Source organism: Bradyrhizobium sp. SZCCHNR1015 (genome assembly GCF_032489875.1).
GTDB lineage: Bacteria > Pseudomonadota > Alphaproteobacteria > Rhizobiales > Xanthobacteraceae > Bradyrhizobium.
This window is the reverse complement of record NZ_JAUEYW010000016.1, coordinates 1-12,605: the sequence shown is the minus strand read 5'-3', so window position 1 is coordinate 12,605 and position 12,605 is coordinate 1. Positions and strand designations below refer to the sequence as shown.

General features: G+C 63.3%; 9 protein-coding genes. 6 read left to right on the top strand and 3 right to left on the bottom strand.

Features of this window, described 5'->3' with window-relative positions:
* Positions 1-110 precede the first annotated feature (110 nt).
* Entirely contained in the window at positions 111-1,223 is a 1,113-nt protein-coding gene (locus QX128_RS25760) for a hypothetical protein (protein WP_316238877.1), read from the bottom strand.
* Between the two features lie 266 nt (positions 1,224-1,489).
* The gene (locus tag QX128_RS25755) at positions 1,490-2,992 is read right to left on the bottom strand and encodes an MBOAT family protein (protein WP_316238876.1); all 1,503 of its coding nucleotides are present in this window, start codon (positions 2,990-2,992) and stop codon (positions 1,490-1,492) included.
* 452 nt (positions 2,993-3,444) lie between these two features.
* Between QX128_RS25755 and QX128_RS25750 the strand changes: the two genes are divergently transcribed.
* From QX128_RS25750 to asnB, 3 genes are all read left to right on the top strand, one after another.
* Complete coding sequence (locus QX128_RS25750) at positions 3,445-4,506, top strand: hypothetical protein (RefSeq protein ID WP_316238875.1); 1,062 nt, start codon at positions 3,445-3,447, stop codon at positions 4,504-4,506.
* A gap of 423 nt (positions 4,507-4,929) precedes the next feature.
* Positions 4,930-6,888 carry a TIGR04372 family glycosyltransferase gene (locus QX128_RS25745; protein ID WP_316238874.1) on the top strand — a complete coding sequence of 653 codons (1,959 nt, stop codon included), beginning with the start codon at positions 4,930-4,932 and terminating at the stop codon, positions 6,886-6,888.
* Positions 6,889-6,926: 38 nt separating this feature from the next.
* Entirely contained in the window at positions 6,927-8,897 is a 1,971-nt protein-coding gene (gene asnB, locus QX128_RS25740; RefSeq protein ID WP_316238873.1) for an asparagine synthase (glutamine-hydrolyzing), read from the top strand.
* A gap of 1 nt (position 8,898) precedes the next feature.
* Here asnB and QX128_RS25735 read toward each other — a convergent pair whose 3' ends face one another.
* The gene (locus QX128_RS25735) at positions 8,899-9,861 is read right to left on the bottom strand and encodes a lysylphosphatidylglycerol synthase transmembrane domain-containing protein (RefSeq protein ID WP_315805308.1); all 963 of its coding nucleotides are present in this window, start codon (positions 9,859-9,861) and stop codon (positions 8,899-8,901) included.
* A 188-nt stretch (positions 9,862-10,049) separates the two neighbouring features.
* Here QX128_RS25735 and QX128_RS25730 point away from each other — a divergent pair, with 188 nt between their 5' ends.
* The 3 genes from QX128_RS25730 to QX128_RS25720 all read left to right on the top strand — a co-directional run.
* A complete protein-coding gene (locus QX128_RS25730; RefSeq protein ID WP_316238872.1) occupies positions 10,050-11,333 on the top strand; it encodes a nucleotide sugar dehydrogenase in 1,284 nt (427 codons plus the stop codon).
* Positions 11,334-11,343: 10 nt separating this feature from the next.
* The gene (locus QX128_RS25725) at positions 11,344-12,360 is read left to right on the top strand and encodes an NAD-dependent epimerase (RefSeq protein WP_316238871.1); all 1,017 of its coding nucleotides are present in this window, start codon (positions 11,344-11,346) and stop codon (positions 12,358-12,360) included.
* 12 nt (positions 12,361-12,372) lie between these two features.
* A partial coding sequence (locus QX128_RS25720) for a sugar phosphate nucleotidyltransferase (protein WP_316238870.1) occupies positions 12,373-12,605 on the top strand: 233 nt, incomplete at its 3' end.

The following is a 12,605-nucleotide window of genomic DNA, read 5'->3' as shown; positions in this document are numbered from 1 at the left end:
ATCAGGCGGAGGATGGATCCGAGGACGCTCCGACGAGAGACGGGCAGCGGCGCGCTGGTGGGCGGGCTCCGCGGAAAAGCCTCGGAGACGCAAGTCTCTCGCAGCATGCCTCAGTGATAGAGATCGAACTGTTCGCCCTGTCCCTTTTCGAGATCGGCAGCCAAGGCGCTGCGGTCGATCCGCGGAAACAGCTTGCTGAACTCGGGCCGGTTCAGCAGGGCGAGGTAGGTCTTGAGCATGCCCCTTTCCGAGGGATGCGCAGGATCGAAGAAGTTGCCGGAATCGCGCGATATCTCGGTGCGGCTCATATCGAAGAACTGGATCCCAAGCTGCGCAAATCTTTCGGCGGTCTGTGGACTCCTGATCTCGCGCCAGAGTCCGGAATAGGGCCAATAGGCCTCATCGGTGTCGAGAAAGGCGCCAGCGCTTTCCAGGAACGGATATTGGATCGCAACCACCGAGAACCCGCGCTCGCGGGAAAGCCTGGACAGTCGCTCGATCTCGCCAAATTCGCGTTCGCTGAGATGAGGGGCGCCCGGAAACGAGGAGGTGACGTATTGAGCGCCGCGCGCCAAGGTTTCGGCCGCTGCATTTCGATAGGGCGGTGCGACCATGACGGAACCATCCTTGCGGAATCCGAACTTGCCGCGGATTGCCTCCGTGCCGACGAGCCTGTTGTTGTCAACGGGATCGAGTTGCGGCGTCATCATGGCCGAGCGGATCGCATCGAGATCTCCGTGATTCCGCATGACGAAGTCCGCGACGTCGTGCAGCTTCCGCCGATGCGAGTCGATGCCTTGGGCGAAGTCCATCGTGCGCTCTTTCCGCCAGACGTCAGCGAGGAAATCGCCAAACAGGAAGTAGTCCAGCGCCACGATGACCACGCGCGGCTTCGCCACCGTGGTCGCGCGATCGACGAAGTCCACGACGTGCGTCAGAGGCCAGGCTGTCAGGCACGCATTGTAAGCGACATAGGGACGGAACATCTGCTCGCGCGCCTGACCGCAGCGCGAGCTTCCCACCAGCAGAACCTCGGGTTGGACCTGTTTGATTCGTTCGAGCTTGTAGGGAGCGTAGTCCTTGAAGGTGCCGAGCCAGACCATCCGTTCGGTGCGCGATTGCTCGGCTGCGAGCACCGAGAGCGGAACGGTCGCGCCCAATCGCCAGCCGACCCATTCGAATACAGCCAGCAGCGGCAGGAAGACGATGGCGAACAGTGCCACTACGATCGCAAGATACCGCGCCAAAGTTCGAGCCCGCCTTGGTGATTGTGCTTCGGGAGTTAGCGAGTTTGGCTCGCAATCCGCGCCGTGCTGGAAGTTGATTGCGCCAGAATCAGGCTAATGGCTGGGCGTGACCGCTGCAAGCGGATGATGCGCCGCCGGCACGCCGCCCGCCCGGACAGCCTCGGCGAGACCATATCCGCCTTCAGAGTGCCGAATATCGGTGGGGAGGGCCCGAGGCCCGTCGCTTGCCATCTCCTGCGCGTTCAGAATTGGAAGTAGAGGAACTGGGAGGTGTCTCCGGCAATGATGTTCATCAGAACCGCCGCCACGAGCGCAATCGAAGTTCCGATGGCCCACGGCAGGGACGGCCGCCACTTCAGGTTCAGAATGCTCCAGGGACGAGGGTTGTGGTAGGTTTCCAGCCCGACTTTCCAGCGCTCGAACATCGTGTTCACGTTGGGCAGCGTGAAACAGGCGACATAGCCTGCCAGGATCGCGATCATGAGGCGCGGATCGACGAGGTTCGTTGCCGTGATCTTCTCCGGGTTGGACAGGGCGAGCATTCCCTTGATGAGCCTGACCGCGGCATTCGGATTGTCGGCCCGGAAGAAAACCCATGCCAGAACCACGACGAACTGTGTCAACAATAGCGCCGCCACCGCATACCAGGCGGTCGCCGACAGGTGGGTGAGGCCCGGTCGCTGCGCGACGAATTTGCTCCAGCGATGATTGACGATCAGAAACAGCCCGTGCAGCGCTCCCCAGATGATGAAGGTGAAGCCTGCTCCGTGCCAGAGACCGCCGAGCAGCATGGTGGCGAAGAGGTTGGCGTTTCTCCGATGCTCGCCGTAGCGATTGCCGCCGAGCGGGATGTAGAGATAGTCGCGCAGGAAGCGCGACAGTGAGATATGCCAACGGCGCCAGAATTCGACGATGCTCAGCGACTTGTAGGGGGAATCGAAGTTGAAAGGCAGCCGGATCCCGAACATGATCGAAATGCCGATCGCCATGTCGGAGTAGCCCGAGAAATCGAAATAGATCTGCAGCGAGTAGGCGAGCGCGCCGCCCCAGGCGTCCATCAGGTGAAGGTGGCTCGAATTGGCGGCCTGGAACACGGGATTCGCGATCAGGCCGAACCCGTCCGCGATGAACGACTTCTTGAAAAGTCCAATGGTCAGAATCGTGAGGCCGACCGCGACCTTCTCGATGGAAATCCGTCGGCTCTCCTCCGAGCCGAATTGCGGCATCATCTCGCGGTGATGCAGGATCGGACCCGCGACCAGATGCGGGAAATACGTGACGAACAGGCCGTATTTCACAAAGCTTCGTTCATCGGAATACCCGCCATAGACGTCGGCGAGGTAGGCGATCTGAGTGAAGGTGAAGAACGAAATGCCGAGCGGGAGAACGATCGCGAGCGAGGGGTGCTTCGACGCGGTGATCGCATTGAGGATCTGGATGCCGAAATTCGTATATTTGTAGAACGCGAGCGCGGCCAGGTTGAGCGTGACGGCAGCTGAAAACAGGCCGGTGCGGAGCTTGCCGGTCTGTCCGGCAATCAGCAGACCCATCGTATAATTGAAGACGATGGAGATTATGATGATCGGGACGAAGTGAATGTCCCAATAGCTGTAGAAGGTGAGCGACGCCGCGCCGAGCCAGCTGAGGCGCACGACGGGAGCGGCGAAAAAGCGAGCCAGCAGAAAATAGCCGACCAGGGTCACCGGCAGGAACAGGAACAGAAACTCAAACTGCGTGAAGAGCATAACAAGTTTCTTGATGTTGCTGCATATTGCGCTGCTTTATCAATGATTGAGGGCGCTGCCAAGTTGGGCGCACCTCTCGCGATGCGAATTTCGGGGGATGTCGCTCCCTGACGACAGCGACGTGGGACCAGCCTCTCGACTGGGGCGGACACTTTTCGATCAATGATTCTTCTGCTATGGCAGCTCAACTCGACCAACGACGCCAATCCAATGATGCCATGATGGGGTTTCGCGCAATCACTCTAGCCGATGACCGCCGCGGCCAAGAAACCCCTCGATGGACCATGCCGATGACATCTCGATAGGTCTGCGCTCTCGCGCGCAAAGCAAGCTGGGGAGGAGTGGAAAGCCCTCTGTTCCACCGGCTGACGTCGTGTCTAGACTCTCGTTGTCGGAGCCGAAGCAGCTGCCACGACACCCACCGAGACAACCTATCGAGCGGGAATTGCGTCATGTCGACAGTCGGCCGGTCTGCACCGGAAAAGTCAGCTGAACCGGGCGGATTCGGGCGCTATCTCATCGCAGTCGGAATTGTCGGCGTGGCGGCCGCGCTCGCGTTTTCGCTCGGTCTGTCGCTCTTTTCGTCGGACGTGTGGACGTTGCGTGATGGGCTGCTGCAGATTCCACGGGAAGGCGACACCAACTGGTATCGTGATTTCGGCGGCCGCAGCATTCCGCAGATCCAGGACCAGGATATCTTCTACAGCAATCTGGGAGGATCGGTCGAAGCCGCAAAGCAGGCCGATCTCGTCTTTCTCGGCCCGTCCTTCGTCAGCTATGCGGTAGACCGGCAGACGCTCGCGCAATCACCGGTGCTCGGTCGATTGGGGATCTACAACATGGCCTTCGTGGGCATTCGCGGCGGGGAGTTCTCGCGGCTCGTGATCCAGCGCTGGAAAATCCGTCCGCGTTTGTGGGTCATCAATGCCGACGATCAGTTCGTGCACTTTTTCAGCAACGATCTCAGCGTCACTCTTGGTCCGCAGAAGCAGCCCATCGCCGCCGTCCAGCGCAACCGAATGCGGGGGTACCTGACGGTGATCGGCCGCAATCTGCATTGGCGCATCGAGGACCTCGTTGCGGCCTATCAGAATGGCCATTTTTCGCCCACCGGCCTCTATCGCAACATCACGGACGGCGACATGGGGTTGGATGCCAATCCGGGCTATGTCGCCGCGGGCAACAAGCCGATGCTATCGGCCCGTGATCCGGACTGTCATACGACCCCCGCGATTGTCGACTATGCGAAGAGATTTCTCCACGAGGTGGGCGGAGAGGTCGTGCTCACACTGGTCCCGCACAGCCAGTCCTGCGTCCAGCAGGCGGCAGAGCTGGCGAAGGAATTGAACATCGAACTGATCGCGCCGCCATTCGATGGCCTGACGACGATCGACGGCGGCGGCCATTTGGACAGGCGCGGCGCGCAAGTCTTTACGAGCTATCTCGCTCGCGAGATCGTTAAGACGGCGGCTTTCAAACGGGCATTTCCAGTCGGAACTGGCGACGGCAAATGATGCCGATGTTGCTGAATTCCAGCCAAGGAGCCGCCGGCTCCACGCGGGTTCGTCCGACACGCTTCGTCCGAGCCATCGAGGACCCTCGCTCAAGGTGGGGCTCCCCGAGACTAATCGCCACCGGGGCTTAGAATTCTGAATTCTCATTTCGTCCAGTTTTGCTTGCGTTCATCCCCATGTTCGGCTTGGAAAATTCCCGGCACCTCTGTTATAGCTGCGATCCAATCGGCTCAATCCTTGGTTGGCATTTGCGGCGGCGATGTCTGCACGGGGAATTCTCGCATTGGACCCGGCGAGCGTACTGTCCTCATCCCGAGACGTGATCCTTGGCGCGCAGGCGACTTGAACGGCCGGTCGTCCAGGCTCCGCCTTGATCCGAACGCGCGGAATCCGGGATTTCAAGGTTGTGTGGAACTTGGTCGTATGAAACTGCAAAAGCAAAGGCCGATGCGCGGCGGCCGCCGACGGATTGTCTACCAGGTCTTCGTCATAGTCGGAGCGACCCTCAACCTGCTGCCGCGACGCGCGGTGTTCCTTGGTCTGGTCATCGCTTTCGCCGCGAGACTTCCACTCCGGCGGCGCCTGGCTCAGGCGTATTTTCCCTATGTGACGTCGCATCTTGCAGCTCGGCCGGAGTTTCGTTTTTCGACGGCTCTCAGCCGATATTTCCCCGGCCCTTCGATTCAAGCCCTGAGCAGCATCGGCGCCTATCGCGAGGCGGTCGGGACTGTCGGCCGCGAAACCTTGGCGTTCGATGATGCGGAGACCAGATACGCGCTGGTTCGATCCTTGTTCGAGCTGGGCGAGTTTTCGGAAGCGCGCGATGCCGCGGCGGGAGCGAAGCCCGAACAGCTCGAAGCGATGGTCGATCTCGCCTTCTACAAGGCCATGGTCGACGTGATCGGAGGGGATGACGCGGCGGCGCTCGACGCGATGTTCTGGGCGTGTCGGAGCAGCCTGCATTTTCTCCGTCCCCACCAGAACATCGCGGCTCGGAATTCACCGTATTATGTCCCGAACAGCCTCGACTTCCTCTGCGGCGCTCGAGGCCGGCTGTTCGACCTGTGCAACTTCACGGGCCAGCGTGTGATGCATGTCGGTCGCGGCGAGATTGCAATTCGGTTGTACGAGCGCGCTTTGGATGCGCAGCAGGAACTGCGGGCATCGCCGCCACCGCTTTCTGATGAGTTGAAGCGTCTGCTCGACCGGCTCGGCGTCACCTTCGATACGTTGCGGCTCGTTCCTGAGGAATGGGCGACGCAGATCGGCCATCTGGGCATGCTCGACATTCTGTTTCGGATGCGAGCGCTGGGCTGGTGGTCAGGCGAAGCCGTGATCGTCGTCCGTCCCGATAGCATCGCCAACGCGGTCTTCTTCAAGCTGTTTGAAAGTTTCGGCAAGGTCGTGGTGATCGGCGAAACGGTATCGGAGCGACTGGGTGAGGAACTGCTGTCCTTGCAGCGATGGTGCGGGTTGAACTTCAACGCCTTCAGGCTGCCGGATGGGCGGGTCGTTCCCTGGCAAGATGCGGGTGCGATCGCCATCGAGCAATGGGAGCGCGAAGGAAGAGGGCATCCGTTGCGTGATGCCTACGATCGGAGCGAGGCGGCAGCGGCAACGGCTCGCTTCGACGCGTTCCGTTCCAGGTACGGCATGAAGCCCGACGACTGGTATGTGTGCCTGCACACCCGGGACGCAGCGCATTATTTCGAGTTCATGGGCACAGGGCAGACCCACCGCAATGCGCCGATCGAGACGTCTCTGGACGCCATTCGTCTGGTCACCTCCCGTGGCGGATGGGTCGTCAAGCTTGGCGGTCCGAACTCGCCGCGGCTTCCTCCGATGGCGCGCACGATCGACTACGCACTGAGCGAATTCAGATCGGAGCTGATGGACATCCACCTGATCCGCCATGCCCATGCCTTCATCGGGACGACGTCCGGGTTGACGAATGTCGCCGTCAGTTTCGGAATTCCCTGTGCGATCGTGAATGCGATCACGACCGACGCCCAGCTTTGGAACAGCGACGTCCGTTTTGCCCTCAAGCCCGTCAGACTGGCAGACGGCGCCGCGCTGACGCAGCACCAACTGACAACGTCGCCCTGGCGCTGGCGCGTGTTCGACGCGGCCGTGCTGGGCCGGAGCGGTGCGCATCCGGAGACCAACTCGGCGGACGACATCCGCCACACCGCGGACGAGGTCCTGGCCATCGCCGACGGTCGGTTGGCCGAATTCGAAGCTGGTCACGATGGCGCGCGGCTGCTGTCGCGCTGGAGGCGTGCGCTCGGGCTGCCCTATTACTACGGCACCAGCCGTCCAAGCCTCGGTTTCCTGGCCCATCATGAGACGGAGTTGCTGCACGACACCGGTGAGGGGCACTGAGCCATGCAAATGGGGGACGAAGCGGCGGAGATGGCCCGATGTGCGGCATAGCCGGCCTGTTTCGCCCCGGCGGGGCCGACGAGGCCCAACTGGCCGGGATCGTCGAACGGATGACGGCGGCGTTGGCGCATCGCGGCCCCGATGCGTCCGGCACTTGGATCAGTGCTGCGAGGGGACTTGCCTTCGGACATCGCCGTCTGGCGATCCTCGATCTCTCCGAGGCCGGGGCGCAGCCGATGCACAGTGCCTGCGGACGCTACACCGTCACCTTCAACGGCGAGATCTACAACCATCTCGATGTCCGTGCCGAGCTGGAGGCCGACGGCGCCGCACCGAATTGGCGTGGTCATTCCGACACCGAAACGCTGCTCGCCGCGATCAGCCGATGGGGCGTCGAGCCGGCGCTTCAGCGCCTGATCGGCATGTTCGTCTTCGGGTTGTGGGACGCCGAGACCCGGCAGTTGATCCTGGCGCGCGACCGCTTCGGCGAGAAGCCGCTGTTCTACGGCTGGAGCGGCGCCGATCTGGTGTTCGGCTCCGAGCTCAAGGCGCTGGCGGCGCATCCCTCCTGGGCGCCGTCGCTCGACCGCGCGGCGCTCACCGCGTTCATGCGCTATTCCTACGTGCCTGCGCCCGCCACGATCTGGACCGGCATCCGCAAGCTGCCCCCGGCGTCATTCGTGAGCTTCTCGGCGGATGCGGCTCCCGACAGTTGGCCAGTGCCGCGACCCTATTGGTCGTTGCGCGATCGCGTGGTCGCCGCCCAGGGCGACCGCATTGCCGACGAGCGCGAGGCCGTCGATCGGCTGGAGCAGTTGCTGGCGGTCGCCGTGAAGCGGCAGTGCCTGTCGGACGTGCCGCTCGGCGCGTTCCTCTCCGGTGGCGTCGATTCATCGACCATCGTGGCCTTGATGCAGGCAGGCGCAAGCCAGCCGGTCCGCACCTTCAGCATCGGCTTTGCCGAGGGCGGCTACAACGAGGCCGAGGACGCCCGCAGGGTCGCCCGGCATCTCGGCACTGATCATACCGAGCTGTATGTCGATGCGCGGACCGCAATGGACGTGGTGCCGAAGCTGCCGCGGATCTATGACGAGCCGTTCGCCGACTCCTCGCAGATCCCGACGCATCTGGTCGCGCAGCTCGCGCGCCGACACGTGACCGTCGCGCTGTCAGGTGACGCGGGCGACGAGCTGTTCGGCGGCTACAACAGGCATGTCTGGGGCGGCACGCTGCAGGCGCGCCTGAGTCGCCTGCCGACGCCGCTGCGGCGCGCGATCGGTGCCGTCCTCGGCGCGATTGCTCCGGAGCCGGCCGATACGGTCCTCAGGGCGCTGCAGCCGCTATTGCCGGCTCGACTGAAGGTTCGGCATGCCGGTGATCAGGTCGCCAAGCTCGGCCGCGTCATTGCCGCCGACGGCTTTGATGGCCTCTACCGGACGCTGTGCTCGATCGATCAGGATCCCGCCGGCACGGTGCTGGGCGGCATCGAGCAGGAGAGTTGGGCAGGGAGCGAGACGCGGCAGCTTGCGGCGCAGCTCGATCCGCTCGATCGCATGACCCTGGCGGATTCCCTCAGCTATCTCAGCGACGACATCCTGCAGAAGGTCGATCGCGCGGCGATGGCCGTGGCGCTGGAGACGCGCGTTCCGTTCCTCGACAAGGACGTCGTCGAGTTCTCGGCCAGGGTGCCCGCCGGCATGAAGGTGCGGGACGGCCGTGGCAAATGGCTGGTGCGACAGGTGCTGTATCGCCACGTCCCGGCGGAGATGATCGATCGGCCGAAGACGGGCTTCAGCATTCCGCTCGACGGGTGGCTGCGTGGGCCGTTGAGATCCTGGGCATCGGACCTGCTGTCGCCGGAGCGGCTGAGGCGGCAGGGTCTGTTCGATCCGGTGCGGGTGACGCGCATGTTCGACGAGCACGTCAGCCGCCGCCATAATCATTCCTATTGGCTGTGGAACGTGCTGATGGCGCAGGCCTGGCACGACGAATGGGCGCGCGCCGCGTAGGTCAGTCTTCGACCGTAGCGGGAACCGCGAGGCGGCCGGCGCCCTTTTCGGCGCTGAGGATCCACACCAGCCCACCCATGCCGCCGACGATGAAGTAGACCGCGCCGAACAGGATCGAGACGACGGTGCCGTCGGCAGGCGCCAGGCCGGCATAGCCGAACGCGACCATCATCGTCGCCTCGCGCACGCCCCAGCCTGCGATCGAGATCGGCAGCATCGTGATCAGCATGATCGGCGGGGTCAGAAGGAACAGTTGTTCGAACGCGGCGGGCGCCGCGATGGAGCGCACGGCGCACCAGGCGATGACGACCGCCAGCACATGGATCGACAGCGACAGCACGGCGATCTTCGCAGCGGTGCCTGGGCCGAAGATCACCTTGTTCGCGATCACCGAGCAGGCATAGACGTGCCGCGTCGGCCACCACGCCTTCATCCATTTGGCCGGCAGATAGCCGATGGTGAGGAAGCCGACGCCGGCGGCCAGCGCCGCCGCGTCGACCAGCACCAGGGCCAGCCGCCCGTGCTCGTCGGCGATCATGCCATAGCTCCACGGCAGGCTCGCGACGATGATCAGTGCCAGCGCAATGAAGCCGACGGCGCGGTCGGTCAGGATCGAGTAGCTGGCTGCGCGCCAGCCGGCGCCGGTGCGCCCGATCAGCCACAGACGCACGGCGTCGCCGCCGATCGAGGACGGCAGGGTCTGATTGAAGAAGGCGCCGATCATGTTGTAGCGGAACGCCTGCATGTCCGTCAGCGGCGCGCCGCACAGCGCCGAGATCTCGCGCCACCGCAGGGCACCGATGAAGATCTGCACCAGCGTGATGGCCACCGCCAGTCCGATCCAGCCGATGTTGATCTGGCTGAGCCGCTCACGGATCGCCGCAAAGTTGATCCCGCGCAGAGCGAGATACAGCAGAGCCAGCGACACCACGATCCGGAGGAGAAGAATCAAAAACGCACGCATGCCAGGCTGGCTTCGCTCTTGGTTGAAACGCTCCAAGCCGAGTGCGATACGCGCAACTCCCGTCCTGGCAAGGCCGGACCCCGGGTCGAGGGGGAGCCTTAGCCGCCCCTTGCGGTCCTGATGCCCCGGTGGCTAAACAGTCGCAGGGGTGGCGTCAATGGCCTCCGAAACGACCGGAATATCAATTTATGTCTCATGGCCGGAAGATTGCGGTGATAGGCCTTGGCTATGTCGGCCTGCCGGTCGCGGCTGCGTTCGCGCGGGCAGGCTGCCCGGCGATCGGGTTCGATATCGATGCGGTCCGGGTCGCGGAGCTGAAGGACGCAAGGGACCGGACCTGCGAGGTCGATGCGGCCGATCTGCGCCGGCCGGGCCTGCGCTTCACGAGCGAGCCGGATGATATCGCAACTGCCGATTTTTTCATCGTCACCGTTCCGACCCCGATCGACAATGCAAGGCGGCCCGATCTCGGCGCCATGCTGGCCGCGACGCGCACGGTGGGAGCCGTTCTGAAGCGCGGCGACATCGTGGTCTACGAGTCGACCGTCTATCCGGGCGCTGTCGAGGAAGACTGCGTCCCGCTGCTGGAGAGCAGCTCGGGGCTGAAGGCGGGGACGGATTTCAACGTCGGCTATTCGCCGGAGCGCATCAATCCCGGCGACAAGACGCATCGCTTCGAGACCATCACGAAGGTGGTCTCGGCGCAGAATCCGCAGACGCTCGCGATCGTCGCCGCCGTCTACGGCTCGGTCGTCACCGCCGGCATCCATCGCGCGCCCTCGATCAAGGTCGCCGAGGCGGCCAAGGTGATCGAGAACACCCAGCGCGACCTCAACATCGCGTTCATGAACGAGCTGTCGCTGATCTTCCAGGCACTGGAGATCGATACCGGTGACGTGCTCGCCGCCGCCGCCACCAAGTGGAACTTCCTGCCGTTCACGCCCGGCCTCGTCGGCGGTCACTGCATCGGCGTCGATCCCTACTACCTCACCTACCGCGCCGAGAAGGCGGGCTATCATCCCGAGGTCATTCTGGCGGGCCGCCGCATCAACGACGAGATGGGCCGGCGCATCGCGCGCGAATGCATCCGCGGCCTGCTGCGACGAAAGGGCCGGAGTGGCCTCGTCACCATTCTCGGCATGACGTTCAAGGAGAACGTGCCGGACATCCGCAATTCGCGTGTGATCGACATCATCAGCGAATTGCAGTCGTTTGGCGTCGAGGTGCAGGTCGCCGATCCACTGGCCGATGCTGCGGCCGTGCACGAGGAGTACGGCATCGGCCTGACGGCGATCGAGGCGCTGCGTCCGGCCGACGCGGTCGTGCTGGCCGTGTCGCACGATCGATATCTCGCCGGAGGCTGGCCTCTCGTACAGGGCCTGCTGCGCGAGGAGAGCGGTCTTGTGCTCGACGTGAAGATGAAGCTCGACCGCGCGAGCAAACCCGCCGCCATCGAACTGTGGCGACCCTGACGGAGCGACCATGGCTGATCATCCCATCCTCGTCACCGGCGCGGCCGGCTTCATCGGCTTTCACCTGACGCAGCGGCTGCTCGCCGACGGACGCCAGGTCATCGGCATCGACAACGTCAACGCCTACTACGATCCGAAGCTGAAGGAAGCGCGTCTCGACATTCTCAAGAGGCAGCCCGGCTTCACCTTCCAAAAGCTCGATCTCGTCGACCGCGCCGGCATCAAGGCGTTGTTCGCTCAGCATCGCTTTCCAGCCGTGGTGCATCTCGCCGCCCAGGCCGGCGTGCGCTACTCGCTGGAAAATCCGCACGCCTATGTCGACGCCAATCTCGAAGGCTTCATCAACGTCCTCGAAGGCTGCCGCCATCATGGCTGCGAGCATCTGCTGTTCGCATCGTCCTCCTCGGTCTATGGCGCCAACACCAAGCTGCCGTTCTCGGTCAGGGACAATGTCGATCATCCGATCAGCCTCTATGCGGCGAGCAAGAAGGCCAACGAGCTGATGGCGCATTCCTACAGCCATCTGTACCGGCTGCCGGCGACCGGTCTGCGCTTCTTCACGGTCTACGGTCCCTGGGGCCGGCCCGACATGGCCATGTTCATCTTCGCCAAGGCCATCCTCGCCGGACAGCCGGTCAAGCTGTTCAATCATGGCCGCATGCGGCGTGATTTTACCTATGTCGACGACATCGTGCAGGCCATCGTCCGCCTGCTCGGCCGGCCGCCACAGGGAAACCCGGATTGGGACGGAAACAGGCCCGATCCGTCGAGCAGCCGGGCGCCATGGCGGATTTACAATATCGGCAACAATCATCCCGAACAGCTGATGGACGTGATAACGCTGCTGGAGAAGGAGTTCGGGCGGCCAGCCATCAGGGAGATGCTGCCGATGCAGCCCGGCGACGTCGAGGCGACCTACGCGGATGTCAGCGACCTCGAGCGCGACATCGGCTTCCGGCCGGCGACCTCGATCGCCGACGGCATTGGGCGTTTTGCAAAATGGTACCGCGCGTATCACGGGATTTGACGGATTGATTTCATGACCGGACGCATCATTCCTCTCATCATGTGCGGTGGCGCCGGAACCCGGCTGTGGCCGGCCTCGCGCGAGGTCAGGCCGAAGCAGTTCCTGCCGCTGTTCGGCGCCCGTTCCACCTTCCAGGATACGCTGCTGCGCGTCTCCGATGCCGATCTGTTCGAGCGGCCGATCATCATCACCAACCTGGCCTATCGCTTCATGGTGCTGGAGCAACTGGCCGAGATCGGCATCGA

What these genes read in the sequence shown, in the direction of transcription:
- QX128_RS25755 (WP_316238876.1), bottom strand. Translation starts at nt 2,992, where the DNA reads ATGCTCTTCACGCAGTTTGAGTTTCTGTTCCTGTTCCTGCCGGTGACC.
- QX128_RS25750 (WP_316238875.1), top strand. Translation starts at nt 3,445, where the DNA reads ATGTCGACAGTCGGCCGGTCTGCACCGGAAAAGTCAGCTGAACCGGGC.
- QX128_RS25745 (WP_316238874.1), top strand. Translation starts at nt 4,930, where the DNA reads ATGAAACTGCAAAAGCAAAGGCCGATGCGCGGCGGCCGCCGACGGATT.
- asnB (WP_316238873.1), top strand. Translation starts at nt 6,927, where the DNA reads ATGTGCGGCATAGCCGGCCTGTTTCGCCCCGGCGGGGCCGACGAGGCC.
- QX128_RS25735 (WP_315805308.1), bottom strand. Translation starts at nt 9,861, where the DNA reads ATGCGTGCGTTTTTGATTCTTCTCCTCCGGATCGTGGTGTCGCTGGCT.
- QX128_RS25730 (WP_316238872.1), top strand. Translation starts at nt 10,050, where the DNA reads ATGTCTCATGGCCGGAAGATTGCGGTGATAGGCCTTGGCTATGTCGGC.
- QX128_RS25725 (WP_316238871.1), top strand. Translation starts at nt 11,344, where the DNA reads ATGGCTGATCATCCCATCCTCGTCACCGGCGCGGCCGGCTTCATCGGC.